The organism is Phyllobacterium chamaecytisi, from assembly GCF_020164455.1.
Classification (GTDB): Bacteria; Pseudomonadota; Alphaproteobacteria; order Rhizobiales; family Rhizobiaceae; genus Phyllobacterium; species Phyllobacterium chamaecytisi.
This window is the reverse complement of the sequence record NZ_JAIQWW010000009.1, coordinates 201087-226356: the sequence shown is the minus strand read 5'-3', so window position 1 is coordinate 226356 and position 25270 is coordinate 201087. Positions and strand designations below refer to the sequence as shown.

26 protein-coding genes and 1 pseudogene are annotated in these 25270 nt (G+C 59.8%); 9 read left to right on the top strand and 18 right to left on the bottom strand.

The genetic code is table 11. The features are described from left to right. Nucleotides 1–300: 300 nt before the first annotated feature. On the top strand, nt 301–597 hold the full coding sequence (locus tag LB462_RS16210) for a DUF736 domain-containing protein (protein WP_224509918.1): 297 nt from the start codon (nt 301–303) through the stop codon (nt 595–597). Nucleotides 598–635: 38 nt separating this feature from the next. Here LB462_RS16210 and LB462_RS16205 read toward each other — a convergent pair whose 3' ends face one another. Beyond that, nucleotides 636–3074 (bottom strand): TOTE conflict system archaeo-eukaryotic primase domain-containing protein, encoded by a 2439-nt coding sequence (locus LB462_RS16205; RefSeq protein WP_224509915.1) that lies wholly within the window; start codon nt 3072–3074, stop codon nt 636–638. Nucleotides 3075–3291: 217 nt separating this feature from the next. Between LB462_RS16205 and LB462_RS16200 the strand changes: the two are divergent. Continuing rightward, nucleotides 3292–3459: pseudogene (locus LB462_RS16200) on the top strand (DUF736 domain-containing protein); the annotation flags it as partial. Between the two features lie 124 nt (nt 3460–3583). Here LB462_RS16200 and LB462_RS16195 read toward each other — a convergent pair. The 4 genes from LB462_RS16195 to traC all read right to left on the bottom strand — a co-directional run bounded on the left by LB462_RS16195 (nt 3584) and on the right by traC (nt 6648). Beyond that, a complete protein-coding gene (locus LB462_RS16195) occupies nt 3584–3841 on the bottom strand; it encodes a WGR domain-containing protein (protein ID WP_224509911.1) in 258 nt (85 codons plus the stop codon). Nucleotides 3842–4213: 372 nt separating this feature from the next. Then, complete coding sequence (traG, locus tag LB462_RS16190; protein WP_224509909.1) at nt 4214–6127, bottom strand: Ti-type conjugative transfer system protein TraG; 1914 nt, start codon at nt 6125–6127, stop codon at nt 4214–4216. Beyond that, nucleotides 6120–6335: a type IV conjugative transfer system coupling protein TraD gene (gene traD, locus LB462_RS16185; RefSeq protein ID WP_224509906.1), complete on the bottom strand. Its 216-nt coding sequence runs from the start codon at nt 6333–6335 to the stop codon at nt 6120–6122. The genes traG and traD overlap by 8 nt, the downstream gene beginning before the upstream one ends. Before the next feature lie 4 nt (nt 6336–6339). After that, the gene (traC, locus tag LB462_RS16180) at nt 6340–6648 is read right to left on the bottom strand and encodes a conjugal transfer protein TraC (protein ID WP_224509903.1); all 309 of its coding nucleotides are present in this window, start codon (nt 6646–6648) and stop codon (nt 6340–6342) included. 253 nt (nt 6649–6901) lie between these two features. Between traC and traA the strand changes: the two genes are divergently transcribed. The 6 genes from traA (at nt 6902) to LB462_RS16150 (ending at nt 13758) form a co-directional block, all read left to right on the top strand. Then, a complete protein-coding gene (gene traA, locus LB462_RS16175; protein ID WP_224509901.1) occupies nt 6902–10210 on the top strand; it encodes a Ti-type conjugative transfer relaxase TraA in 3309 nt (1102 codons plus the stop codon). An 8-nt stretch (nt 10211–10218) separates the two neighbouring features. Beyond that, nucleotides 10219–10773: a conjugative transfer signal peptidase TraF gene (gene traF, locus LB462_RS16170; protein ID WP_224509898.1), complete on the top strand. Its 555-nt coding sequence runs from the start codon at nt 10219–10221 to the stop codon at nt 10771–10773. Beyond that, on the top strand, nt 10763–11926 hold the full coding sequence (locus LB462_RS16165) for a conjugal transfer protein TraB (RefSeq protein WP_224509894.1): 1164 nt from the start codon (nt 10763–10765) through the stop codon (nt 11924–11926). The genes traF and LB462_RS16165 overlap by 11 nt, the downstream gene beginning before the upstream one ends. Nucleotides 11927–11942: 16 nt before the next feature. Then, nucleotides 11943–12557: a TraH family protein gene (locus LB462_RS16160; protein WP_224509891.1), complete on the top strand. Its 615-nt coding sequence runs from the start codon at nt 11943–11945 to the stop codon at nt 12555–12557. 160 nt (nt 12558–12717) lie between these two features. Continuing rightward, nucleotides 12718–13134 (top strand): DUF6088 family protein, encoded by a 417-nt coding sequence (locus LB462_RS16155; protein WP_224509888.1) that lies wholly within the window; start codon nt 12718–12720, stop codon nt 13132–13134. A 57-nt stretch (nt 13135–13191) separates the two neighbouring features. Then, the gene (locus LB462_RS16150) at nt 13192–13758 is read left to right on the top strand and encodes a nucleotidyl transferase AbiEii/AbiGii toxin family protein (protein WP_224509885.1); all 567 of its coding nucleotides are present in this window, start codon (nt 13192–13194) and stop codon (nt 13756–13758) included. A 273-nt stretch (nt 13759–14031) separates the two neighbouring features. Here the strand turns inward: LB462_RS16150 and LB462_RS16145 are convergent, their stop codons facing one another. Beyond that, a complete protein-coding gene (locus LB462_RS16145; RefSeq protein ID WP_224509882.1) occupies nt 14032–14244 on the bottom strand; it encodes a helix-turn-helix domain-containing protein in 213 nt (70 codons plus the stop codon). A gap of 201 nt (nt 14245–14445) precedes the next feature. Between LB462_RS16145 and LB462_RS16140 the strand changes: the two genes are divergently transcribed. After that, nucleotides 14446–14769 carry a transcriptional repressor TraM gene (locus LB462_RS16140; RefSeq protein WP_224509954.1) on the top strand — a complete coding sequence of 108 codons (324 nt, stop codon included), beginning with the start codon at nt 14446–14448 and terminating at the stop codon, nt 14767–14769. A gap of 3 nt (nt 14770–14772) precedes the next feature. On the opposite strand, the gene LB462_RS16135 is transcribed toward LB462_RS16140, so the two are convergent. From LB462_RS16135 to trbB, 12 genes are all read right to left on the bottom strand, one after another. Next, on the bottom strand, nt 14773–15477 hold the full coding sequence (locus tag LB462_RS16135) for an autoinducer binding domain-containing protein (RefSeq protein ID WP_224509879.1): 705 nt from the start codon (nt 15475–15477) through the stop codon (nt 14773–14775). 288 nt (nt 15478–15765) lie between these two features. Further along, nucleotides 15766–17061 carry an IncP-type conjugal transfer protein TrbI gene (gene trbI / locus LB462_RS16130; RefSeq protein WP_224509876.1) on the bottom strand — a complete coding sequence of 432 codons (1296 nt, stop codon included), beginning with the start codon at nt 17059–17061 and terminating at the stop codon, nt 15766–15768. 10 nt (nt 17062–17071) lie between these two features. Then, the gene (gene trbH / locus LB462_RS16125; protein WP_224509873.1) at nt 17072–17509 is read right to left on the bottom strand and encodes a conjugal transfer protein TrbH; all 438 of its coding nucleotides are present in this window, start codon (nt 17507–17509) and stop codon (nt 17072–17074) included. Between the two features lie 3 nt (nt 17510–17512). Further along, nucleotides 17513–18325 carry a P-type conjugative transfer protein TrbG gene (gene trbG / locus LB462_RS16120; protein ID WP_224509871.1) on the bottom strand — a complete coding sequence of 271 codons (813 nt, stop codon included), beginning with the start codon at nt 18323–18325 and terminating at the stop codon, nt 17513–17515. 16 nt (nt 18326–18341) lie between these two features. Beyond that, entirely contained in the window at nt 18342–19004 is a 663-nt protein-coding gene (locus LB462_RS16115; protein WP_224509867.1) for a conjugal transfer protein TrbF, read from the bottom strand. A gap of 21 nt (nt 19005–19025) precedes the next feature. Beyond that, on the bottom strand, nt 19026–20207 hold the full coding sequence (gene trbL / locus LB462_RS16110; RefSeq protein ID WP_224509864.1) for a P-type conjugative transfer protein TrbL: 1182 nt from the start codon (nt 20205–20207) through the stop codon (nt 19026–19028). Nucleotides 20208–20211: 4 nt separating this feature from the next. Beyond that, nucleotides 20212–20388: an entry exclusion protein TrbK gene (gene trbK / locus LB462_RS16105; RefSeq protein ID WP_224509860.1), complete on the bottom strand. Its 177-nt coding sequence runs from the start codon at nt 20386–20388 to the stop codon at nt 20212–20214. After that, nucleotides 20382–21185 carry a P-type conjugative transfer protein TrbJ gene (gene trbJ, locus LB462_RS16100; RefSeq protein WP_224509857.1) on the bottom strand — a complete coding sequence of 268 codons (804 nt, stop codon included), beginning with the start codon at nt 21183–21185 and terminating at the stop codon, nt 20382–20384. The genes trbK and trbJ overlap by 7 nt, the downstream gene beginning before the upstream one ends. Beyond that, on the bottom strand, nt 21157–23613 hold the full coding sequence (locus LB462_RS16095; RefSeq protein ID WP_224509855.1) for a conjugal transfer protein TrbE: 2457 nt from the start codon (nt 23611–23613) through the stop codon (nt 21157–21159). Before LB462_RS16095 ends, trbJ begins: the two co-directional genes overlap by 29 nt. Before the next feature lie 9 nt (nt 23614–23622). Further along, a complete protein-coding gene (locus tag LB462_RS16090; protein ID WP_224509852.1) occupies nt 23623–23922 on the bottom strand; it encodes a conjugal transfer protein TrbD in 300 nt (99 codons plus the stop codon). Further along, nucleotides 23915–24298 (bottom strand): TrbC/VirB2 family protein, encoded by a 384-nt coding sequence (locus LB462_RS16085; RefSeq protein ID WP_224509849.1) that lies wholly within the window; start codon nt 24296–24298, stop codon nt 23915–23917. Before LB462_RS16085 ends, LB462_RS16090 begins: the two co-directional genes overlap by 8 nt. Beyond that, a complete protein-coding gene (trbB, locus tag LB462_RS16080; protein ID WP_224509831.1) occupies nt 24288–25265 on the bottom strand; it encodes a P-type conjugative transfer ATPase TrbB in 978 nt (325 codons plus the stop codon). The genes LB462_RS16085 and trbB overlap by 11 nt, the downstream gene beginning before the upstream one ends. Nucleotides 25266–25270: the final 5 nt, after the last annotated feature.

Sequence of the window (25270 nt, the reverse complement as noted above, 5' to 3'; positions counted from 1 at the left end):
CGCTGAGCCAGCATCTCCGTAAAACCGTACCGAGCGTCCGCAACCACGCGGGCCTTTTTTGCTGTCGGATCGCGCCCCAGGGTGCGGTCGCTTCACGACCCGGCCTGGTCCCCGCAACGGCTCGGCGATCTTCTTCCCCGCCAACCGCAAGGGTTGGCTTCCTCGCGCAACAACAAGATCGCCTTCTGCCGTCCTTCGCTTCGCTACGGGCCTTTGGCTGCAGGTCGGCCGCCCCGGCGCTCAAGGACCGCCATCAAGGCCGCGGTGGTCGCGGGCTTGAAACAGCAAACGGAGATTATCATGGCTCAGATCGGTTCCTTCACCCGCGGCGAAGACGGCGTGTTCGTCGGCTCCATCAGAACGCTCGCCTTCAACGTCAAAGCACGGCTTGTTCCAGCCGACGCCTCCACAAACGAAAAGGCCCCCGACCTCAGGGTGGTCGTGGGCAATGTCGAGATAGGTGCCGCATGGCGCCGCACCTCGAAAGAGAACACGCCCTACCACTCGGTCAAGCTCGACGACCCGTCCTTCCCGGCGCCGATCTACGCCAATCTCATTGACGGCGATGACGAATACGCTCTCGTCTGGTCCCGCTGACCGGACAAGCTCGCGGCGGCTCCAAAACAGGGCCGCCGCTACTCGATCACATAGCCAAGTGCGCGATAACCCGCGCGTCGTTTCGCAGCCATCCGGGCCAGAACCGGCACGGTGTCATCGACGTAGTCAACGACCAGCACATCCTTTTTACCGTCATGCTGGCGATGAAGGCGCCCAACATATTGCGCCAAGGTTCCTTTCCAGGCGATGGGCATCGTCAGGAACAGGGTGTCGAGTCTGGCGTCGTCGAAGCCTTCGCCAATATAGCGGCCAATCGCTATAATAAGGCGCTCCTGGTCATCCGGCGCGCGCAGTGCTGTTTCGGCCATTTTTCGCTCGCCTGCAGACATGCCGCCACGCAATACCACAAGGTTTTTCACAAAGGGTGAGAACCGCTGCTGCAGTTCATCGAGGTGATCTTTTCGCTCGGTCAGCACAACTGGCGATCGTTTTGCCTCCAGCGACTTCAGAACGTCGTCGAAGATAAGCTCGTTTCGTCGCCTGTCCTGCGCCAGAGCAGCATATATCGCGGGCATCGATGGTCTTTCGACCGATGCCAGGGGCGGCGGCAATTCGAATTTTGTCGAGCGATCCCGGGCACGGTGACGGATGCCACGCTCTGCAGCCTGGACCCTCGCATCGACACGGTGACGAACGGCGCCGCACTGCATGAAGATAATCGGATGGTGCCCGTCCTTGCGAGCAACAGTTGCGGACAGCCCCACAACGTACCGCGCCTTTGACCGGCGAGCCACGAGCTCAAAACTTGCTGCGGATATATGATGACATTCATCGACAACCAGATGACCGTAATCGGCGACAAGATCGGCGACTTCTCCATTTCGCACGAGGCTCTGGATCAGGGCTACATCGATGACGCCCTTCGGTTTTCTCTTGCCCCCACCAACTATTCCGATTTGCTTCGGGTCAATCTTCAAGAACGATCCAAGGCGCTCTACCCATTGATTGAGTAGCTCGCGCCGATGGACCAGGATGAGCGTGTTCCGGGCTCGATGTGCTATGAGCGCCGCTGCCACAACAGTCTTGCCGAAGGCCGTTGTCGCGGCAAGCACGCCGGTGTCGTGGGCGGCAAGTGCGTCGAAAGCCCTCGACTGCGGCCGTCGCAATTCGCCCTGGAAGGAAACGTCCGCGGGAAGCGCCATGCCGATTTCACGATGATCGTCCAAAATGGCAATGGCGCCGTGGCTTTCGATGAGTGCGATTGCCTCGTCGAGGCAGCCTCGTGGCAATGCGACATGCCGCGGATGGAGCTCGGCGCATGAGATGACCCGAGGCTTGCCGAATGTCGGCAAGCGCATGGCCTGCGCACGATAAAATTCCGGGTTCTGGAAAGCCGCCAGACGAATGAATTGCGTAATCAAGGGCGGCGGAAGCTCCGTCCTGTCGATATAAACTTGATCGGCGACCACAACCTTTATGCTTTGGGGGATCGCTGCTTCTATTCGCCGTGGCTCACTGCGACGTGACGGCAACATTTTCCACGGCTCATCGGCGTGTTCGTCATCGACCGGCATCCGGACGCCCAAGACCCGCCCCGACAATTCAGCTTCATCTGCGATCCTGAAGACGATGTCCGCCGATACCCTGGGCAAAGACGACAGGTAGGCCCACTGGTCATCGTAAGGTCGCAATTTGTCATCGACAAAAACGCTGTTGCCGCTTTCGCGCGCTTTCCGTTGCAGGGGAAGCGCAATCAGATTGCCGAAGCCACCAAGCGGCATCGTATCCTGATTGGGAAAGAAACGATCATAGGAGGTAAAGCCGATCTCGGGGCGGTTCTCCATCGTCTCCGTGATCAGTGCCGCACCCAGTTGTCGGGCGATCCTGGCCGGAACAGGTTCGGAGAAGAATATCCAAACATGGCCACCATTGCCTGATCTCGATCGCTCAAGAGCGGCGGCGATTCCTTTTGCACGACAGGTGTCCAGCAATGCGCTCGTGTCATCAGCCCAGCTTTCCTTGTCGAAGTCGGCTGCAAGGAACCAGCATTTCTCGTCTTGCAGCAACGGATACACCCCGGCCACAAAGTCGCCAGAGCGGGCATCGCCGCCGCGAAGGTGCTTTTCGATGATGTCCTCGGACGGCGGAATAAAAGCCTGATGCGGGCATTCCCCGCATTTCACCTTCGGCTTGCCGCAGATTCCCTTCGCCCACTCGTTGGAACATGCAGGAGAATATCCCGAGCGGCCCGCCTTCCTGTTTTCCCATCGCACCGGGAAAACATCGGGCCGTCCGGCAAACAGGCGACGAAACAACTCCACCTTCTCTACCGACGGCGAGTTGTTGGTGACTGGCGCATCGGCAAAAAGAGCCGGTTCCGCAGTGCGGTCCGTGGAGGCAAGTTTTCGTTCAAACGTTTCAAGGGCGTGCTCAAGCTCAACGCGCTCGGCATCCAAATCAGTCAGACGCCGTCGAATACGCGCTATTTCCTGCGCAACTTCATCCTCGCCCGCCAACGTCGCTGCCCATCACATAAGGTTTCCGTCGCCAATCAACATAAACCAAAGAATGCTCACGCATAAGCGACGTAGTAAATGCCTCACGCTCATTTTCAGGCCGGAATTATGCGGAGTATACCGGGGCAATAGTTCAGAAAAAACAGATGCCTAAATCGCCCCACTCCGCATAACAACGGACTACGCATAATCGACGTTATGCGGTGCACCGCATAACGTCGAGCTGGGTGCCGCCTGGCAGAAGCGCTCCGAGCAGACGGACCGCGACTACCTCTCGGTCAAGCTGGACGACCCGAGCTTCCCGACTCCGATCTACGCAACACTCGCCGATGTCGAAAGCGAAGACGGCTACCAACTGATCTGGTCTCGCCCCAACCGGGATTGACCGGCCAAGGCCCCGCCACCAGGCGGGGCCGAAATTCTGGAACACCCAGCAATGCTGTAAATGCTGGATTTGCACTTACGCAGGCGCGATAGTCGCGTCGCCAGAGACACCCAAGAAGCCTTTCTCATGTCGCTTTCACAGCCCGCGGGCGATAGCCGCGCTTTCGTTTCTGCCGGAGGAGATCGAGAAATAGCCCAACCGCCTCGTCTTCCCGGCCGAAATGATGGACCATCATTTGCCCGTTCGATCCGATGCGGCCCCACTTACGCAAGAGACAGATGTCGCCAAACAGATTGGGTTCGATCGACATGGCATAGTAACGTGCCATGTTCCTTGAGGCATCGGTGCGCTCGATATAGAAATGATAAGGCTGCAAGATCATGGGATCAGAATCGTTGATCTTCGTCGTTGCGTCCAATGAGACTTATGAATCGGTTAGCTGCAATTGATTCATGGTAGTGATGAGTAGCTCGCAAGCTACCAATGCTTATTGGTTGGAAATGGGGCGCGACACGTAATGGAAACAGCCCGCGCTACGGGTACCAGCCCGATACGATCAAGGATCACATGAAAGCGCTGGCGGAGCAGAGTCACCCGAAACTACACGGTGCCGGTCCCATGGTGCATGGTATGGGCTCAATTGATGTTCCGGGGTGGCGTCCCAATCGTCCCTCACACCGTTTCGCTGCGATGTATCTCAGCGTGAAGCGAGGTGTGCGATTACAACGCCAAAAGAGTGATACCTACGACCCTATCATGTTTTCTCCGATTGAAACCTATTCTCGCCGACGCACGCCTTCATGTCGTCGCGCCGGAACCAGATCGCGCGACCGCACCGGAGCGGCGCGTTTCCTGCCGTGAACACGATCTGCTCGTCTGCCCGCATGCGAAGCACTTCGTGCGGCTGGATCAGCGGTCGCGCCGCCAGCTGTTTCGATCGCGTGCGCGAGGAGCCTTTCGCCTGGAAACTGCGACTGACCTGATCGATCTCGACCGTCGTCATGCCGCAACGGCGCGAGATGTAGTCCGCGGTTTCGGGATCGTTGATTGCCGCAAAAGAGATCCAGCTCGCGCTTTCGAACCACTTGCTGGCGGCGTCGCGGCCGCCATAGGTTTCGCGCATCTGGCCGATCGACTGATAGATCATGACAAGCGTGATGCCGTACTTGCGGCCCGCGTCGCGCCCCGTCTCCAGGATCCGCATATAGCCGAGCCTTGCCACCTCATCGAGGAGAAAGAGCGCCCTGCCCTTCATCGTGCCATCGCGATTGTAGATCGCGTTGAGGAAAGCCCCGATGATGACGCGTGCGATGCCCGCATGCGTCTCAAGCGTCTTGAGGTCGACATTGATGAAGACGTCCGTATTTCCCGCGGCAAGATCGCTCGTCGAAAACGTCGTTCCCGACACCAGCGCGGCATAGTTCGCGTAGGAAAGCCAGTGGGTCTCCTTCACGGCATTGGCATAGACGCCGGAAAAGGTTTCGGACGTCATGTTGACGAAGGCTGCGACATTCTCCTTGACGAAGTCCGAGTTGGAATTGTCGTAGATTTCCTGCAAGCGCTGGCGCAACTGCGGCTCGGGTTCGGACAGATTCCTGCGTACCTGCCGCAGCGTCTGGTCGCTCGTCGCCGTGTGGCCGGAGAGGCAGACATCGGCGATCAGCGCGGTGAGCAGCTGCAAAGCCGAGGCGCGGAAGAAATCGTCGCGCACGCCGCGCGCGCCGCCGCTATCGCTCATGATCCACGAGGCGACGGATGCGATATCCTCTTCTTTCGTGCCGCCGAACTGCCCGATCCAGTCGAGCGCATTGAAACCGGTCGCCGTGTTCTTCGGATCGAGCACAAAGACGTCGCGGTCCGCGCTCGCGCGATGGGCCGAGACCATCGGCGCCACCTCGTTCGACGGATCGAGAACGATCAACGAGCCGCCCCATTTGAGCGCTGTCGGGATCGTCACCGACGTCGTCTTGAAGCCGCCGGAACCGGCAAAGACGATGCCATGCGAGGAGCCGAAGGAGCCGTCGAAGCAGAGCAGCGGCGACCTGCCGCCGGCACCCCATGTCTGCGGATTGTCGGCGCGGAACGATAGCGAGCCGACGCCGTCCTTGTCGACACGGTATCGCTCGCCAATCACGATACCGCCCGTTTCCGCAAACAGCTTGTCCGCGTCGGCAAGTTTCATCCAGTCGGACTCGCCATGCATCGCCCGCTTGCCGCGGATCCGCCTTGGCTTGGGACTGGCGAAGGCCGCGTTGCCGGTGAGCGCGACGCGCAGAGCAAAGCAGGTTGCCATCGCTGCCGCCCCCGCTCCGATCAGCGTTGCGGGATCGACATAAGACAGAACGGACTTCGATCGTGGCACCTGATCCACGAATGCAGAAAGCCTCACCGTTTCGCGAAGCACGGCGATCAGGATCACACTGACACCGCCGGCGACGACGCCCCATCCTGCTGACTTGATGCGGATCGAGCCGGCAGTCCCGAACAGGAAGATAGTGCCGATGAGCGCCGCCGTGAGATAGGGCAGAGCGATGCCGGCGCGGCCGAGCATCTCGCGTGTGGCTTGCGTCTTTCCAAAACCGGCCAGCCAGTGTTCGATCCCGGTTAGTCCAATGGCAACCAGGACCATCAGCATCGCGGGCGTGACGAAAAGCATGATTTTAGTCATCTGACTTCCCGAAGGCCTCCGCGCCGATCGCCAGCAGCCGTGATCGCTCCACCTCGTCGCCCTTGATGCGTTGACGAAGGTCAATCAACGCGCCCAGCAGCAGCGCGCGCTTCTCATAGCGAAGACCGGCTTTGACGATCAGTCCGCCGAGCTCGATCTTTTCCCGCGTGTCCTTTTTGCGGGCGTCGGATGTGGTCGTGCGCGCCATTCGCTCAAGCCTCGCCAATGCTGCTCTCAGCCGCGCCAGGCGGGACCGCTGCGGCTTGCTCGCGGACCGCACCACCGGCCCCTGCCCTCGCCTTGCCGGTCGAACCGGTCTTCCCCGAACCTTGGTCTCCGCGAAACCGCTTGGCCAGATCCTCGAAGGCGGCCTGCAGCTCTGCCTCGTCGACCTCGATCTCGCCGAGGCCAGCCTTGAGCGCGATACGGCCAACGCGCTCGGCCTCACGGGTCTCGGCCGCCTTGAGCTGCTCCTGAAGCCTGGCGATTTCGTCGCGGATTTTTGAGGATGGCTTCTTCATTTCCTGATGTCTCCTTGGTGAGAAAGCTTGTCATACGAACCCAGTTTTTCCGATCGGAGTGCAGAACGCACTATTGTGAATCCTACAATCGCCAGCGGCGATGTTTTGGTGGATGATCCCGGCCGTTCGCAAGGACGGCTGCCAAGGGCGCAATTATACGTCGCTGACGCGACGTGCTGCTGAGAGACCCTGGCGGGGTCGTGGCTCCGGCCGAGCCTGTTGATTTTGTTCGCAATCGGGAGAGAACTCCGCCGTGGCCGTCCCTCATTTCTCCGTCAGCGTCGTCGCCCGCGGCTCCGGCCGCAGTGCGGTGCTGTCGGCGGCCTACCGGCACTGCGCCAGGATGGACTACGAGCGGGAAGCAAGGGTCATCGACTACCGCGCCAAGCAGGGCCTGCTGCACGAAGAGTTCGTCATCCCCGCCGATGCGCCGGACTGGCTGCGTTCGATGATCGCCGATCGCTCGGTGTCCGGCGCCTCCGAAGCGTTCTGGAACAAGGTCGAAGATTTCGAGAAGCGCTCCGATGCGCAGCTTGCCAAGGATGTCACCATTGCCTTGCCGCTCGAACTGACGCCCAAGCAGAACATCGCGCTTGTCAGGGATTTCGTCGAGCGGCACGTGACCGCAAAGGGCATGGTGGCGGACTGGGTCTACCACGACGCTCCCAGTAATCCGCATGTCCATATGATGACGACCTTGCGGCCGCTGACAGAGGACGGTTTCGGCGCCAAGAAGGTCGCGGTCACCGGTCCGGATGGCAATCCGATCCGCAATGATGCCGGCAAGATCGTCTACGAGCTCTGGGCCGGCGGCATCGACGATTTCAACGCGTTTCGCGACGGCTGGTTTGCCTGCCAGAACCGGCATCTGGCGCTCGCCGGTCTCGACATCCGCATCGATGGACGCTCGTTCGAGACGCAGGGGCTCGATCTCACGCCAACCATCCACCTTGGCGCCGGCACCAAAGCCATCGAGCGGAAAGCCGATGGTGTATCAAGGCCGGTGGAACTGGAGCGTCTCGAACTGCAGGAAGCGCGTAGGGCCGAAAACGCGCGTCGCATCCAGCGCCGGCCGGAAATCGTTCTTGACCTGATCACCCGCGAGAAGAGCGTCTTCGATAGCCGTGACGTGGCAAAAGTTCTGCACCGCTATATCGACGATGCGGCCATGTTCCAGAGCCTCATGGCCCGCATCCTGCAGAGCCCCGAAGCGCTGCGTCTGGAGCGCGAACGCATCGACTTTGCCACAGGCGCCCGGGTTTCTGCCAAATACACCACCCGGGACATGATCCGCATCGAAGCCGCAATGGCCCATCGTGCCATCTGGCTGTCTGAGCGGTCGTCGCATGGCGTGCGAGACGCCGTGCTGGAGGCGACGTTCGAGCGCCATTCCCGCCTGTCCGAGGAGCAGAAAACGGCAATCGAACATGTCGCCGGTGGCGGGCGCATCGCCGCCGTGATCGGCCGCGCCGGCACCGGCAAGACGACGATGATGAAGGCGGCGCGCGAGGCCTGGGAAGCGGCAGGTTACCGCGTCGTCGGCGGCGCGCTTGCAGGCAAGGCCGCCGAGGGTCTCGAGAAGGAAGCGGGCATCGTCTCGCGCACGCTGTCCTCGTGGGAGCTCCGCTGGAACGAGGGACGCAACCAGCTCGACGCTCGAACTGTCCTCGTGCTTGACGAGGCCGGCATGGTGTCGTCGCGGCAGATGGCGCTGTTTGTCGAAGCGGTGACGAAGGCCGGCGCGAAGCTCGTTCTCATTGGCGATCCCGAGCAGCTGCAGCCGATCGAAGCAGGTGCGGCCTTCCGTGCGGTTGCCGATCGCATCGGCTATGCGGAACTCGAAACCATCTATCGTCAGCGCGAGCAGTGGATGCGTGACGCCTCGCTTGATCTTGCGCGTGGCAATGTCGGCAAGGCGGTTGATGCCTATCGGGCAAACGGAAAGATGATTGGCGCCGAGCTGAAGGCGGACGCGGTCTTAAACCTCATCGCGGACTGGGACCGTGACTACGATCCAGCCAGGTCGTCGCTGATCCTGGCGCACCTTCGTCGTGATGTCCGGATGCTCAACGGACTGGCACGTGCGAAGCTCATCGAGCGCGGGATCATCGAGGACGGTTCGACCTTCAAGACAGCGGATGGCAATCGCAACTTCGCAGCGGGAGACCAGATCGTCTTCCTGAAGAACGAGGGTTCGCTCGGCGTCAAGAACGGCATGCTCGGCAAGGTCGTCGAAGCTGCTCAAAACCGCATCGTCGCAGAGATCGGCGAAGGCGAACGCCGCCGCCAGGTGATGGTCGAACAACACTTCTACAACAATCTCGACCATGGCTATGCCACGACCATCCACAAGAGCCAAGGTGCGACCGTCGACCGGGTGAAGGTGCTTGCATCGCTCTCACTCGACCGGCATCTGACCTATGTGGCGATGACCCGCCACCGCGAGGATCTCGGCGTTTATTACGGACAGCGATCCTTCGTCAAGGCCGGCGGGCTGACCCCGATCCTGTCGCGCAGACAAGCCAAGGAAACGACGCTCGATTACGACAGGGGCCCGTTCTACCGCCAGGCTCTTCGCTTCGCTGAAGCGCGCGGCCTCAATCTCGTTACCGTCGCCCGAACGCTCGTTCGCGACCGGCTGGAATGGACCGTCAGGGAGAAGAACAAGCTTGCGGAACTTGGGCTGCGGCTTGCCGCCGTGGCGACCAAGCTCGGGCTCGTCCGCGCGAGCCAGCAATCTCCACACCAGGAAAGCCTCAAGGAGACAAGACCGATGGTCATAGGCATCACCACCTTTGCGAAATCGATCGATCAGGCAATCGAGGACAGGGTCACTGCTGATCCCGGATTGAAGAAACAGTGGGAGCAAGTCTCTTCCCGCTTCCATCTTGTCTACGCTGAGCCGGAGCGCGCGTTCAAGGCGGTCAATATTGACGCGATGCTGAAGGACGGAAATGTTGCCAAAGCAACCTTGGCGACGATCCGCTCAGAGCCCGAACAGTTTGGCGCGTTAAAGGGCAAGACTAGGATTTTCGCCAGCCGCACCGACAAACAGGAGCGCGAGACGGCCGAAACCAATGCGCCGGCGCTGGCGCGCGATCTTGAGCGCTATCTGCGGCAGCGGGCGGAAGCCGAGCGCAAGTTCGAGGTCGAAGAGCGCGCCGGCCGCTTAAAGGTGTCGACCGATATTCCGGCGCTGTCGGCCAACGCCAAACAAACACTCGAATGGGTTCGCGATGCGATCGACCGCAACCTGCCGGCCGGCCTTGAGTTCGCGCTTGCCGACAGGATGGTAAAGGCTGAGCTGGAGGGATTTTCGAGAGCCGTAGCGGAGCGATTTGGCGAGCGAACTTTCTTGCCGCTTGCTGCAAAAGACTCCAACGGTCAGACGTTCAATGCCGTCACTGCGGGAATGACTGTCGGGCAGAAAACCGAGATGCAATCGGCGTGGAATGCGATGCGAACGGTGCAGCAGCTCGCCGCGCATGAACGCACGACGGTGGCGCTGAAACAGGCGGAAACTTTGCGCCAGACCAAGAGCCAAGGGCTCTCTCTCAAATGACGGCGCCAATGTTTGCACCTCGGCTCGGACGTGCTCAACGAACGCACGCAGTCGTGCTCCTGTTGGTCACAGCATTCGTCGTTGCTGGCAGTGCGGCTGCGGCGATCATAGGCGGATACCGGATCAACCTGACGCCGAGCGAACCTATTGGTCTCTGGCGGATCGTGGCACTCGATCGTCCGCCGGCGCCAGGCGATCTCGTGTTCATTTGCCCGCCGCAAACGCCGGGGATGCAACTGGCGAGAGAGTGTGGTTATCTGCGCTTTGGGACCTGCCCGGGTGGGGTCGCGCCACTCATCAAGACGGTCATCGCCGTTGCCGGGCAGCATGTGGAAATCGGCGCTGACGTCTCGATCGACGGGCGCAGGATCGCGTTTTCCGATCTGGCTGAGCGCGACGGCAAGGGTCGGCCAATGACACCATGGCCCGGGGGCGTCGTACCGGAAGAAAGCGTCTTTCTCCATTCACCGTTCAGGGGGTCCTATGACTCCCGCTACTTCGGTCCCCTGCCTGCCTCGGGCATCCTTGGCTTGGCTGAGCAGGTACTCACCTATGCGCCGTGACTACGCTCAGTCAGTCCTGTTGATTGCTGCTTCCATCATAGCCGGAACGGTGGCGTGGAGCGGCCACGTGGCTCTCCTTCCGGTCGCGCTGACATTTCCGGTCTTGTGGAGGCTTGCGCCAACGAGGCTCACAGCGACCTTTGTCGCGGCCGGTTATTTTTTGGCGGCATCCCGGGGACTGCCGCAGAGCGTTGCTGCCTTCTACGCGTCGGATCTCCGGCCGGGCCTGCTGCTCTGGCTATGCGCATCGCTTGGCTTTGTCGGCGTCCACGCGACGCTGTGGACGAGAAGCGAACGTGTTCGACCGTTTTGCTATCTCGCGGCAGCCTTGCTCATGGCCATCCCGCCATTCGGCATCATCGGCTGGGCGCAGCCGATCACGGCCGCCGGCGTGCTGTTTGCTGGATGGGGATGGTGGGGGCTCCTTGCCACGACAGCCGGCCTCATCGGCCTCGTAACCCGCATGTGGCCCGCTGTCGCAATCGTTCTTTCCGGCTTTTGGCTGTGGTCTGCCGCATTCTGGACCGATCCGAGGCTACCGGAAACGTGGCGTGGCGTCGATCTCGAATTGGGCGCTTCGCTCGGTCGCGACGTCAGCATGATCAGGCACCGTGATCTGATTGCCATGGTGATGACGCAAGCATCAGGCGAGGCACGGACCATTGTGCTTCCTGAAAGCGCTCTGGGGTTCTGGACGCCGACGGTCGAGCGCCTCTGGAAGGACAGTCTATCGGGGAGCGAGATTACCGTCACCGCGGGCGCGACTGTCGTCGCTGCTCGTGGCTACGACAATGTGCTGGTTGCGATCGATGAAAATAGCGGCCACGTCCTCTACCGCGAGCGCATGCCGGTTCCAGGTTCAATGTGGCAGCCGTGGCGGCCCTTGCTTGGGGTAAGCGGCGGCGCGCGGGCGCATTTTTTCGAAAACCCGATCCCGACCGTCGTCGGCCGTCGGATAGCACCGCTGATCTGCTACGAGCAACTGATCGTCTGGCCGGTACTGCAATCCATGCTCCATGATCCGGACATCATTGTCGCGGTCGGCAACGGCTGGTGGACCAATGGGACATCCATCGTCGCTATCCAGCGCGCCAGTGCGAAAGCCTGGGCGCGCCTCTTCGACAAACCCCTCGTGATTTCCTTCAACACCTGAGTGCCATGGAGACCTCATGCTCGACGCAGCGCTGATCCAACAATGTGCCGATCCCTCATTGAAGCCCGCAATCGTCGAACGGTTCGTGGCCGCCGCTGGGTCGGCCAATCCTCTCGAGATTACTGTCAAGTCGGGTGGCAGGCTCATTCTCGTTCCAAAGCCGACATCGCCAGACGAGGCGATGGCGATCGTCAGGCAATATGTCGGCCAGGCGGTCGTTCGCGTTGGCTTGACGCAGTTTCCGGCGGGTGTTGGTGTGAAGGATGTGGCCGATCTGAAGCCCGATCTGCTCGACCAATGCGAAAACCTCCGCAAGGGGACGGTGATGTTCGCCAAGGTTCTCAGGATCGCTGCCATGTGGTACGGCAACCCGATCAACCAAGATGGTCTAACGCAGGTGTTCGAGGATGCGGTTTATGCCTGGAAGACGGGCGAGTTCGAGGGAGTCAGCGTGTTCCAGGCGGAGGACCCCGGAAAAGACGTAGCGATCCACAACGTGTTGTCTGCGGAGGACGGAGAAGCCAACAGCGAGACAGCTGCCGCGGACGCGCACACGGAAACCGTGGAGAAAAGCGAGAGCGTTGGATCAGCCGAGATGCGGGTCGACCTGTCCAGGATCGGAGGAAAATGATTGCGGCGATGATTGTGTGCTTCCGCGGATGCGCGCACTGAGACGCCGGTACAGCCTCGCTCAGCCGCCAAGTAGCGGATTTCAATGCACCACGAGCCCTTGTCTGGTGTCGGGTTTTTGCATATATTGCATGTCGGGTGTTTGCAGAAAGAAGTTGACCATGCACCAGCCAAGGACACTGAAGCAGAAAATCCAGAACCGCGTCGCCAGAACGAAGAAGACCGATGTCTTTCTTCCGCGAGATTTTGCTGACCTCAGTGGCGAGGACCAGGTTCTACGCGCGCTCAGGTCACTGGTCCATGATGGCGCTCTAATGCGGTTGGGCTACGGTGTCTATGCCAGAGCGATGCGGTCACGATTGACAGGTCGGCCTATGGTCTTGAGCGCAAACGGTTTCCACAGTGCGGCACTTCAGGCGCTCAACAAGCTTGGTGTGCCGTGGGAGCAGAGTGAGAGCACGAAAGCCTATAATGAAGGCCGCTCTACCCAGATCCCGGTGAACCCGACAGTCAAGGTAAAGGCACGCTTCAATCGGAGGCTATCTGACGGCCGCACGGAGCTTCGCGTTGAAAAGTAAGCCAGACCAGAAAACGCTTCTGGAAGTACAAGACTATTCACCGTCAAGCACCGATACGTGCGGTATGATCTGCCCTACGAACCTATCGCCAAGGGTGAGGGCGTCTTGCGGCCGGAGATCAAGATCGAGATCGCTGTATTTCCTGTTTGCACCGCACTGGAAAAGCTCTCCGTCTTATCCTTTGTCGCTGAGGCCAGTCGTGCTGATGCCGAAGCCAAAGACGTCGCATGTGTGCGACTGGCCGAAACCGCTGCGGACAAGTTCGTCGCGCTCGGGCGTCGGGCCGGCTTCGCTTTTTCGGGATTGGGGGACCTCGACCACACGCTTGTCCGTCACGTTTATGACTTGTCTCGCATCGACGGTCACTATGATGCAGCGGAGGCCGCCGCGATTGCTTTGGAGACGATGAAGGCAGACGTCGAAAGTCACGGTGACGAATACCCCGCCTATAAGGCAGATCCTAGGGGTGAAACGCTCCGCGCGTATGAGATCATGTCCAAAGACGAGAAGTTCGCCGAGGGCTACGCGCAACTGCTCGGTGCCATGGTTTATGGTGACAGGCCTGAATTCGCGGCAGCTTTCGCGAAGGTACAAAACTTCGTCCAACGAATCCGCGACGCCTGAGTTTTCGGGCCTTTGATCGTCCCGCAGTGTATTTCACCCCGAATCGGAGCCAGCCCGGTGTGCTTTCGCCAAGATTCTCTTGGAACGTACGATTCCGCCCCCAGCCGGAAATCGATCCCATCTTCAGCGTTCAACGCGCATCAATTCGCGGGCGCTAATGAAAGAGGAGGCTGGAAGACTGTTCCAACCTTTATCTCGACCGCTGATTATACCCGGCAAGACGGAAGTTGATGCTGGGGTGTGCCGATAAGACTTCGCGCTGTGATGAGCCGGTCAACTTGATTTCGTCACCAACTCGGCGGGTTCGACGCCGAGCCCCTCCGCGATCTTGCCTAGCACAGTGATGCTTGCCGACACTTTGGCGTGCTCGATCTTACCAATATAACGTGCGCTCAAGCCGGAGTGATGCGCCACTTCTTCCTGCGTCAGTTTCTTGCCATGACGGATTCGACGCATGTTGGTCGCCACGACCTCCTTGAGATCCATGGCGGGAGCAGAACCTGAATATGAATGATCGTTCTAGGAACGATAGTTCCGATTCGTTGGGGCATGTGATATTGCTCATCCGACTGATCATCTACTTCCATCGGGTATAGGGCGTATGATCACGTGCGATACCGGCCGTGCGGTGACGCAAAAAAGACGTTGTTTTGGAGCGGTGAGACAATGAAGTTGGAGCAGACGCGGATGAATGATGTTAGCTCGTCCGAAGCGGATGTCGAAAAAAATAAAAGGGAATCTCGCTACAATGCGATGCAGAAACCAGATTTAGAGGTGCTGGCGGTTTCTGCAATCCGCGAACACCGCCACCTTCTCGCCGCCGGTGAAGCTGTCTACGAGGAGTGGACCCTCGCGACTGCCAGCCCATCGGTCTCCAGCGCCGTACTCAAAAGCCTGCAAGACGAGTATATCGCGCGTCAAAAGAAATCCGAGGCTCAGCAGGAAGAACTCTCCCAGATCATCGACGCGCTTGGCTATGTCCCCAAGGTTCCGGTTGATAGTGGTGAATGACGCTCAAACCAGCCCGCGATCCTTAGCGATGGCTATGAGTTGCGGAAGGGTCTCTGCCTCGAGCTTTCGACGTGCGCTGTCGAGGTAGTGCTGCACAGTTCTCGGGCTGATACCCATGAGGTCAGCGGTTACGTCGGCCTTTTTGCCCTTTGCCGCCCACATTAGGCACATTGCTTCTCTTTGCGAAAGTAGTTGTTTTGGTGTGAGAACTGTCGTCGCGGCTGTGATTATCAAGCGATAATGGACAGCCAGGACAGCATGCATCGCTTCTTGCGCGTTCTGTAATTTTGAATTGTCAGCCTTCTTTTCCGACGAGGCAAATGTCAGCATCATCTTGGAACCGAAACTTCCTTCGATGGGAATAGTCACCCCGCTGCGAATGCCATGTTCGATCGCCTGGTCTCGAAAGCGTTTGAGTTCAGAAGTTCCACGGACTGGCCAATCGTCGGCTGTCCAGCAAAACGTCTTCATGCGACGCTTGGCTTCCGTAATGACCGGGTCGATGCGGGAATATTTGCCGCCGAGGTAAATGGCCTGCCACTCCTCAGGATAAGAGTTGAACGTGCGGATCTCCAGGCCTTCTTTTTGTAGATATGCGAAACGCTCAAAGCCACATGACCTTGTGAAGCTCTTCAAAGCGCTTTTGATCATACGTTTGTTGTGCGCGGCGTCCGCCATGTCGATAAGAGAGCGAAGGTCTCCGGCCACTGATCTTCTCCTGTCTTCCTGGGCAGCCGCACGCTTCGCGCTTTTCGCGCCGCTGGTTTCGTGGTGCAAATGTCCCGCCGGCCAGAGTCGCTTGGGACATCAGATTATGACCGCGAAATCTCCCCATCTCTTTAAGGTGAAACAAGTACCCTTTGTCGAGAAGCATATCCACGGTCGTAGCAGGATAGCTCTACTCACGTTTATGGGGCGCTCAAGTTTTCTCAATCTAAAAGATGGCGATAACTTGAAAAATTTTTCTGACACCTGATAGCAGCCGTGCAGAAGGGTTTAACCAGACCTGGATGGAAGAACAATATCCCGATCGACCAGAATGTTGAACTTGTAGCCTGGCCGGATGCGGATCGTCGGCTGTACATTCAGATTCTTGGATATTGTTTGTTCAGCCACGCGACCGAAACCTTCCGCAAAATTACGCCGCGCAGCATCCGAGGCCGTATCCTGCATTGCAAGCGTGGAACTCTCAGGCAACGACATGTCGATTCCGGTTCCGATGACTGCCACCAGCGCTGCAGAACCGAAGGTTCTCAAAAAGTGACGGTCGACCTTGTCCTTGAAGCCGCCGTAACCTTCCGCGTCCGTGCCGGCCATGCCGCCGATTTGCAAGGTCGAGCCGTCAGGGAAAATGAGATCGGTCCAGACGACGAGAACACGCTCCTGACTGAATGAGACCTTTGAATCATAGCGGCCGAAGAGTTTCGCGCCCTGCGGGACGAGAACCCGGTGTCCGGTGGCGCTGTCGTAGACATTCTGACTGACCTGCGCGATGATGCGTCCCGGAAGGTCGGAATTGAGACCGGTAATCAAGATAGCGGGAATGACCGAACCGCGCTTCAGCTCAAAGGCCGACATCTGCGGCACGACCCGGTTCGGCAGATAGCCGAGGTCCTTGATATCCTGGTTGAAGAAATCTTCCTTCGACGGTTGAGCGTTCGGATCGTGGTTCTCGCCCATCAGCCCGGATTTCATTGCGGCGGCGTACAGGTCCGAGGCGTTATTCGCTGCCGCAGCCATCGTCTGCCGACTCGTGTCCGTCGAGTTGTTGGCGGCTTTCTCCACATCAAAAACATCCACCTTCAATGGCGAGTCCAAAGCGGTTGCCCGCGCCTGCAGCCGGGCCATCCGCTGCCGCTGGGCTTCGCGGATATATTGCTCGTCCTGTTCCCGCTTCAGCCGAGCCTTCCATTCCTCCTCCGATTCGATCCGCGGGCGTCGCTCTTCCCATTCCGTCGGTCGGCGGTTGACAACAGTCGTTTCCTTCTCGACCTTCTGTTCGACGGCGGGCGTCGGCTGAAACGCTTCGCGTTCCGCTGGCTCGCCAATAATGCCGTCGGTGACGCCGCGCTTGAGCTGGTCGCCGAAGTTTGTTGCCGGCGTATTCGAAGCGCTGTTGAGATCGTTGTTGCGGTTGAACGGCAGTCCGCGCCACGCCAGACCGATCACGACAACGCCAATGAACAGCGCGACGATGACGATGGCGATGATAATCGGCAGCCGGTTGAGACGGCGCATGCCTTTCTGATCGTCGGCCTGATTGGATGCACCAAGCTGCAGAGACTGGACCATATCAGCCTCCTCAATTGCGCTGCATGATGGAAAGCGGGCTGGCCGGCACAGCACCCGCTGCCGTTACCGCATAGGCCCGGCCAAGGGCAATGGTTGGCGTTGACAGGCGCGCGAGCAACTGGCCATCAACGCCATCGATCGAATAAGTGAGCTCGACCGGCTTCACATCCTTGCCGCCCTTGCCGTCGGTGATGACCGTGTAGCCCCAGCCTTTCAGCGCAGCCTTGAGTGCGGCCGCAAAGTCCGACGACTCTTTTTTCATCTTAATCGTCGTCGTGCCTGCGGAACCAATCTGCTCGGCAAGCCGGCTTGCCATATCGCCGGCAATGGCACTTGCGGCGGGACCGGTGACGGCGATGGGGGTGGAACTAGTGCTCAACCCATCCTCGGTCGTCTGGCAGCCGGAAAGAAGGGCCACCGTGATGAGGGAGATCAGAAACTTGCGCATGGTTTAGCCTCCCCGCCGGATGGTGATCTTCTGCTGACGCCAGCCGATGCCGGAGACCAGGATCGCCTTGTCGACCGCGTAGTCGACGATCATCATGTCGTTCTTCATGCGGTAGTTGACGATGAGGTTCTGGCCGCCACTGACGACGAACAGAACCGGCGCCTCCTGTCCCGTGATCGACTTCGAAAACTGGATGTAGGTCTTAGTGCCGTCCGAGTAGACCCGTTTCGGCTTCCAGGGCGCGCTCCCGCTGACCGAGTAGGAGAAGTTGAGTTTATCAGGTGCCGTTCCAGGAATTCCGCCGGTCTCCAGCCGGGAATTGATGTCGGCAAGCTTGGTCGAGACGTCCTCCGGATACTCGAAACCGACCCGCGCCATGTACTGGCTCGGATGGGACTTGAGCTGGATGTGATAGGTGCGGCGCGACGTCGTGACCACCATCGAGGTCACAAGTCCCGGCTCCGACGGCTTGACGATCAGGTGGATCGCCTGCCCGCCCGTCGCGCCAGACGTCGCAGGTTCGACCTTCCAGCGCACCGTATCGCCGACGAGAACGTCACGGACGATCTCGCCGCCTTGCAATTCGATATCGCAGACCTGAAGCGGCGAGCAGACAACGGATGGCTGTGTCTCGCCGAAGAGGAAAATGACTTTGCCGTCGGGACCGGTTGTCACCAGTCCGGCTGTGCCGCGCCATTTCCTGGAAATATTCGTGCCCTTCACCTCATTGTTTGTCATGCTCTGCGCCTCAGCGCCGCTGACAAAGACGAGTGTGGCCAAGCAGCCGACGGCTGCGATCAATCCTATCTCACGCATTGAAAATCCCCTGCCCTTAAAGCTGCGCTGTCCAGTCGAAATCCCGGACATAAAGACCGATCGGATTGAGGCGGATGATCGCCTCGTCCTGCGGCGCTGTCAGTGTCACCGTTGCGATCCCGCGAAACCGGCGCGTGCCGATCTCCTTGCCTTTGCGGTCCCGTTCGTATTCGGTCCAGTCGATCTGGTAGGTCTGGTTCGAGAGCGCCACGATGTTGTTGACCTCGATGGCAATCGTCGAGGACTTCGCCTTCTCGAACGGTGAATTGCTCCGGAACCAGTCATTGATCTTTTGCGTCGACGGATCGGAGGTTCGAAGAAGCGCGTATGTCCGGTCGATATATTGCTTCTGCACGACGGCATCCGGCGTGATCGAACGAAAGCTAGTCACGAAGTTGCCGAGCGAGGCGCGCACCACCCGCACATCCGCATATTCGATCTGTTCGGGGAACCCTGATGTCATCGACGTCCCAAGCTTGTCGACCTGGACTATATAGGGCACCAGTTTCACCTGAGTGCTCAGATACATTGCGTATCCGAAGCCGATGAGGGCCATGGTGAGGCCGAGAATGCCGACGATCCGCCATGCAGCGGCGGCCTTTACATAGGAACCGTATCGCTCGCTCCATTCCTGTCGAGCGGCAAGATAGGGGTTTTCGGGGGCGCGGTTCGCTGCCATCGATGCATCACTTTCCGATTGCTACTGATCTTTGAGTTCCGGGGGTGGCTTCGGTCCGCTATGACCGCTGCGGCTCTGGTCGAGTTTGGCGCTGGCGAGCCCGAGGATCGATCCGGCATAGGCGCCGGGCGAACCAATGGCCTTTTCCTTGGCCGCGGAGCCCGCGGCCATTCCTGCGGACCCTATCCCTGTACCGAAACCTCGGAGTGCCGCACCTGCCACTGATGAACCTGCGGCCCGGGCCGCCTGGCCGGCTGCAAAGCCGGCTCCCGCCGCACCCGCGGCAAGGAACCCGGCGCCTGTGGCGAAGGATGCCGCCTGGCCGCCGTGGCGGATTGCTTCCATGCCGCCCGAGACGGACGCACCCTGGACGACGCCCTGCATGATGTTCGGAACGTAGATGGCGACGATGAAGACGACGACCGCAATGCCGGCGATCGCGAGTGCGGTCTGGAACTGATCGCCAATGTCTGGCTGGTTTGCCAGGCCGATCAGAACCTCAGATCCGATACGTGAGATCATGACAAGCGCCATCAGCTTCATGCCGACGGAGAAGGCATAGACCAGATACCGTATGGCGAAGTCCTTCGTATAGGACGAACCACCCAGCCCAAGCATGATCATGCCGGCGAGCAGGCCGATATACATTTCGACCATGACGGAAACGAAGATCGCGGCAACGAGCGAAAACGAGATGACGACGACGACCATGGCAAAGGCCGCCGAGATCGCCAGCGCGTTGTCCTCGAAAAGCCCGAACTGGATCTTTTCCGACATCTTGGTTGCGACGGCGAGCCCGGCGTTGAAGACATCGGCCGGGGAGGCAGTACCGCCACCGGCGCCGATCTGGAACAGGCTGTCGATAACCGCCTTGGCGAAGGTCGGTCCCTGTGCCAGCACAAAGGCGAAGAAGCCGACAAACATGATCCGCCGGACAAGCTCGGCAAACCAACTGTCGAGCGATGCGGTCTGAAGTGCCAGCCAGACCGCGGCAATGCCGATCTCGATCGTCGCCAGGATCCAGAACAACGACTTCGCCGCGTCCATGACCGTGGTCTCCCACCCCTTCGCGGCCGTGGTGATCTGGCTCTGCAACGAGGTGAGCACGGAACCTTCCTGGGCAAGGGCCGGTTGTGCGCACAGGGCAGCCAGGGCGGCGAGCAGCATCGCGGCGCGAAGCTGCCAATGAGATACTGTCACCATATCCTCACCATTCGACCGTCATCTTCTCGCCGCCAGACGTTGGATACTCCTTCGAGGCGCCGAAGAACTTTTCCCGGCGCTCCTGCGCAGCCTGCTTTTCGGAAATCAGGAACCAGATGCCGGTGCTGCCGGCCGCAAGGAAGGTCGCGATCGCGAGCAAGACAAATTTCGTTTTCACCATTCCACCTTCATTTTCTCACCGCCGGAGGTGGACGGTGCTGTCCCGTCGAAGAACTTCTCCCGCCTGGCCTGCGCGAGGTCCTTGTCGGTCTGCTCGGTTTGAAGCCAGGTCCCCATCATGGTCATTTGTTGGGAGACGAGCCCGCGCAGCTTCTGCATCTGCGCCACCTGCTGTGCCGCGATCTGATGCCCGACCTGCAGGGCCTTCATTTGCCCGTCGGCGGTCTCGGACATCGATCGCAGCGAAGTCATTGTGCCTTCCTCGCTGTCAAACTGCTCGGCCGTCAGGCTCGCGGCCTTCAGCGTGCTGGCGATCGTGTCCCGGTTGGTGTCGGACCAGGTCTGGTAGCTTGAGGAAAAGCTTGTCGTATTCGGCAGGTTGGTCCTGAGGTTCGAATAGCTCTGAAAGCGCTGCTGAAGCACGTCGTCGGCATTGCCCATCGAAAATGAAATGCTCTGGCCCTGATCGACGATGCTGCGCAACTGATTGAGATCGCTCTCGACCTGCCCCCACATGTGCGATGGAAGCGTTGCGGTGTTCTGCAGCAGGTTTTGGTAGATGTTGAGCTGCGTTTCGATCTGCTGCGCGAGTTGGCTGATCTGGGTCAGCTGGTTCTGAATTTGCTCACCAGCTTGGCCAACCAAGGAGACGAGCTCGCCATTGTTGAGCAGCTGCGTCCACTCGGTGGCCGCAGCCGTGGCGGTTCCTGCTTTTGCCGGCATGATGGCGCCGATCGTCAATGCAACGATCATTAAGCCGGCGAGCAATTTATTCGAAGTTGAGCATCGATGCGGCATCGTGAACTCCTCTCGTTTGAAGCCAATGGATTGGCCAGTCGCGGCTATGTTCGGAATGGAGCGTACGAATGCGCTTCAGGTCCTCCTTGCCGGACACGCCGACGAAGCTCAGCGCCACCGGCCCAAGCGCCATATCGAACAGCCGCCGGCCTTCCGGCGTGACGACGTAATATTCGTGCTTCGGCAATGCGTTCGAGACGATCTCGATCTGCCGCTCGTTGAAGCCGATCCGTTCGTAGAACTCGCGCGTCCCTGGCTCGCGGGCAGCACCGTTCGGAAGGCAGATTTTTGTCGGGCAGGATTCCTTCAGCACGTCGATGATGCCGGAGCGCTCGGCATCCGAGATCGACTGCGTGGCGAGTACGACAGCACAGTTGGCCTTGCGCAGCACCTTCAGCCATTCGCGGATCTTGGCTCGAAATACTGGATGGCCAAGCATCAGCCATGCCTCATCCAGCACGATGAGGCTTGGCGAGCCATCGAGACGCTTTTCGATCCGCCGGAACAGATAGGTGAGCACGGGCACGAGATTGCGCTCGCCCATGTTCATCAGTTGCTCGATCTCGAAGGTCTGGAAGGCCCCGAGCAAGAGACCATCTCGTTCCGCGTCGAGAAGCTGACCCATCGGACCGTCGACCGTGTAATGATGCAGCGCATCCTTGATCTCGCGCATCTGCACGCCGCTGACAAAGTCCGACAATGACCGTCCAGGCGCACTCGCCATCAGTCCGACCTGCCGCGAGATCGCGTTGCGATGATCGGGCGTGATGGTGATGCCCTGCAGCGCCACCAGCATTTCGATCCATTCCGTGGCCCAAGCGCGATCGGCGTCACTCTTGAGGTCCGATAGCGGGCAGAACGCCAGCGCCCTCCCCTCTTCGGGAGCGTCACCGCCGATTTCGTAGTGATCGGCGCCGGTGGCGAGCGTCAGCGGCAGAAGTGAATTCCCCTTGTCGAAGGCGAAGATCTGCGCGCGTTCGTAGCGCCGGAACTGCGCGGCGATCAGCGCCAGAAGCGTCGACTTTCCTGAGCCTGTAGGTCCGAAGATCAGCGTGTGACCAACGTCATCGACATGCAGGTTGAGCCGAAATGGCGTCGAGCCGCTCGCGACCTGCATCAGCGGCGGTGAGTTCGGCGGGTAGAAGGAGCACGGCGCCACTGGATTGCCCGACCAGACCGAGTTCAACGGGATCAAATCCGCAAGATTGTGGGTATTGATCAGCGGTTCGCGGATATTGCTGTACCAGTTGCCGGGCAAGCTGCCGAGATAGGCATCTGTCGCATTCAGCGTTTCAATCCGCGCGCCGAACCCCTCAGCCTGGATCAATCGACGGATCGCTTCCGCATTCTCCTGCAGGACTTCATGATCATGATCGAACAGGACAATGACCGGCGTATAGTAACCATAGGCGACGAGCTGCGACGAGGCTTGCGCGATCGCATCTTCCGTCTCGGCCACCATCGTCATGGCGTCCTGATCGACCGAACGGCTCTGCGTCTGGAAAAGCTGATCGAAGAACGGCCTTACCTTCTGCTGCCATTTTTTGCGGGTGCGCTCGAGTTTCTGCCGCGCCTCTTCCGCATCGAGGAACATGAAACGCGATGACCAGCGATAGGTCAGCGGCATCAGGTCGAGGCTGTTGAGGATCCCCGGCCAGCTTTCGGCGGGCAGTCCGTCGATCGCCACGACGCCGAGGAAGCTGTTCTCGACCTTTGGCGTCAGTCCATGCTCGAGCTCGGCCGTGGCGATCCAGTCGAGATACATTGGAGCATCCGGCAATCGGATCGGATGGTTTTCGCCGGTGATGCAGAAGCGGACGAACTGCAGCAGTTCGTCATAGCGGGCGAGCCGCTCCCCTCCCCTCTCGACAACCTCGCGCGTTTCCATCCGCCGGATCGAAAGTGTGTTGGCAAGATACTGCTCGATTTCGCGCACGGCGTTCTTGAAGATAAACAGCACCGTGTCGGCGTAGGTCTTCTTTCGGCTCTCCTCGTCCGAATAGATGTATTTGCTGAGCGCTGTCTTTTTGGGCGCGAGGGGCCTATAGGTGAGGACAAGCGCGTGCTTGCTTTCGAAATGCCCCTGCTCGCGCCCAAAATGCGCCCGTCGCTCGGCGTCGATCGCGCGCGTGACCGCGTCGGGGAAATGGCAGCGGTCATCTGCCGGGTAGTCGAATGTCGGGATGCGAACCGCCTCGACCTGGATCATCCAGCCGCTCCCAAGCCGAGACAGGATCGTATTGATCTGACGTGAAAGTTCGTTGCGCTGCAGATCGGTCGCGCTTTCGGAGTCTGGTCCGGCAAAATACCAGCCGGCCATCAGGCTCCCGTCCTTCAACAGGAGCACGCCATTGTCGACCAAGCCGGCATAGGGGACGAGATCTGCAAAGGATGGGCCGGTGGCCCGGAAGCGTTTGAGAGCGACCATGCCTTCCCCTCAATACCGACGCCACGGCGAGGAGGTCGCCATGTAGTAGTGCTGGTAGGCCATATGGCGGACATAGACTTGCCGCATCAGCGGATCCGCCTTTGCCATCATTCTCAGGAACCCGACGATGACGATCCAGACGGTAACACCGAAGAGGGCGGAATAGACCGTCAGCACCACAAAAATGAGAATGACGGCGGCAAGCCCTGTGAGCAGCACCAGTTCCCGGTCCGCACCCATCAGAAGATTCGGACGCGACAGCGCGCGGTGAATTCGGTTGCGTTGCAGTCCGGACAGGGACTCAGCCATGAGCCCCCTCCCCTTTTCCGCTTGCAGCAAGGGAGGTCGTCTGCTCGCCGGACAGTCCGATCGATGCGCCGGTCGCACCGAAGAGGCCGATGATGGTGGTGGCACCGAGCAGGATACCGGCGACAAGCACGATATAGACGAGCCGCCGCGCGAAATCGTTGAGCTCGCCGCCGAATATCAGCATGCCGCCGGCGATCGCGACCGCTGCAAGTGCGATAGCGCCGGCAACCGGACCGGTGATCGACTCCTGGATCTGCTGCAGCGGCCCTTCCCACGGCAGACTGCCGCCGGAACTCGCGAGTGCCGGCGCGACCGAGGCAAGCACGATGGGTGCCGCGAGGAGGGCTATGGCGAGGACTGCGTTCCTACGCGACATGGCGCGCCTCCTGTTCTTCCATCAGCTGATCGGATTCGATTTCGTATTCGCCGTGTGCGTAGCGCTCGACCTGGATGACGTCGCGAACCCGCCGTCCCCGCGCCGTCCGCTCGATCGAGATGATCAGATCCACAGCTTCGCCGATCACCTCGTGCATCGGCTGCTGGCTGGCTTCCGCTGTCAGTTGCTCAAGGCGGCGCAGCGCCGACATGGCAGTATTGGAATGGATGGTGGCGACGCCCCCTGGGTGGCCGGTGTTCCATGCCTTGAGCAGTGTCAGTGCAGCGCCGTCACGGACCTCGCCAACCACAATCCTATCGGGGCGCAGGCGCATGGTGCTCTTCAGCAGTCGCGCCATGTCGACCGTATCGCTTGTGTGGAGAAGCACGGCATTCACGGCTGCGCACTGAACTTCCGCGGTATCCTCAAGGATGACGAGGCGGTCCTCAGGTGTCGACTTGATGATTTCATTGATGACGGCATTGGCAAGCGTCGTCTTGCCGGAACCCGTGCCCCCCGAAATGATGATGTTGAACCGTGCCGAAATCGCGCTGCGGATGGTCTTGGCCTGCTGTTCTGTCATCAGGCCGGAGCGCACATAGTCGTCGAGCGGGATCAAGCGCGAGGCACGCCGGCGAATGGTGAAAGCCGGCTTGGAAACGACGGGAGGTAATAGTCCTTCGAAACGGTGGCCGCCGATCGGCAGTTCGCCGGAAATGATCGGCTGCTCGGTATCGACCTCGGACTGGAGTGCATGCGCTACCGTCCCGATGACCATTTCTGCACTTGCGGGCGACATCACACCGGCCGGAGCCACTCCATGACCGAGCCGTTCGATGAACAGTTTGCCGTCGGGATTGAGCATGATCTCGACAACGGTCGCATCATCGAGCGCGACACAAAGCTGGTCGCCAAGCGCTTCCTGAAGTTTGCGGACAAGCCGAGGGTGGGAGCGAAGCTGGTTCACGGATT

Coding starts and splice junctions, on each gene's coding strand:
- LB462_RS16095 (WP_224509855.1), bottom strand. CDS start 23,613: ATGGTCGCTCTCAAACGCTTCCGGGCCACCGGCCCATCCTTTGCAGAT.
- LB462_RS16155 (WP_224509888.1), top strand. CDS start 12,718: ATGCACCAGCCAAGGACACTGAAGCAGAAAATCCAGAACCGCGTCGCC.
- traF (WP_224509898.1), top strand. CDS start 10,219: ATGTTTGCACCTCGGCTCGGACGTGCTCAACGAACGCACGCAGTCGTG.
- trbH (WP_224509873.1), bottom strand. CDS start 17,509: ATGCGCAAGTTTCTGATCTCCCTCATCACGGTGGCCCTTCTTTCCGGC.
- LB462_RS16210 (WP_224509918.1), top strand. CDS start 301: ATGGCTCAGATCGGTTCCTTCACCCGCGGCGAAGACGGCGTGTTCGTC.
- traD (WP_224509906.1), bottom strand. CDS start 6,335: ATGGCGCGCACGACCACATCCGACGCCCGCAAAAAGGACACGCGGGAA.
- LB462_RS16195 (WP_224509911.1), bottom strand. CDS start 3,841: ATGATCTTGCAGCCTTATCATTTCTATATCGAGCGCACCGATGCCTCA.
- LB462_RS16090 (WP_224509852.1), bottom strand. CDS start 23,922: ATGGCTGAGTCCCTGTCCGGACTGCAACGCAACCGAATTCACCGCGCG.
- traC (WP_224509903.1), bottom strand. CDS start 6,648: ATGAAGAAGCCATCCTCAAAAATCCGCGACGAAATCGCCAGGCTTCAG.
- LB462_RS16140 (WP_224509954.1), top strand. CDS start 14,446: ATGAATGATGTTAGCTCGTCCGAAGCGGATGTCGAAAAAAATAAAAGG.
- LB462_RS16115 (WP_224509867.1), bottom strand. CDS start 19,004: ATGGCAGCGAACCGCGCCCCCGAAAACCCCTATCTTGCCGCTCGACAG.
- traG (WP_224509909.1), bottom strand. CDS start 6,127: ATGACTAAAATCATGCTTTTCGTCACGCCCGCGATGCTGATGGTCCTG.
- trbG (WP_224509871.1), bottom strand. CDS start 18,325: ATGCGTGAGATAGGATTGATCGCAGCCGTCGGCTGCTTGGCCACACTC.
- LB462_RS16085 (WP_224509849.1), bottom strand. CDS start 24,298: ATGTCGCGTAGGAACGCAGTCCTCGCCATAGCCCTCCTCGCGGCACCC.
- trbL (WP_224509864.1), bottom strand. CDS start 20,207: ATGGTGACAGTATCTCATTGGCAGCTTCGCGCCGCGATGCTGCTCGCC.
- LB462_RS16165 (WP_224509894.1), top strand. CDS start 10,763: ATGCGCCGTGACTACGCTCAGTCAGTCCTGTTGATTGCTGCTTCCATC.
- LB462_RS16160 (WP_224509891.1), top strand. CDS start 11,943: ATGCTCGACGCAGCGCTGATCCAACAATGTGCCGATCCCTCATTGAAG.
- trbK (WP_224509860.1), bottom strand. CDS start 20,388: ATGGTGAAAACGAAATTTGTCTTGCTCGCGATCGCGACCTTCCTTGCG.
- trbI (WP_224509876.1), bottom strand. CDS start 17,061: ATGGTCCAGTCTCTGCAGCTTGGTGCATCCAATCAGGCCGACGATCAG.
- trbJ (WP_224509857.1), bottom strand. CDS start 21,185: ATGCCGCATCGATGCTCAACTTCGAATAAATTGCTCGCCGGCTTAATG.
- LB462_RS16145 (WP_224509882.1), bottom strand. CDS start 14,244: ATGGATCTCAAGGAGGTCGTGGCGACCAACATGCGTCGAATCCGTCAT.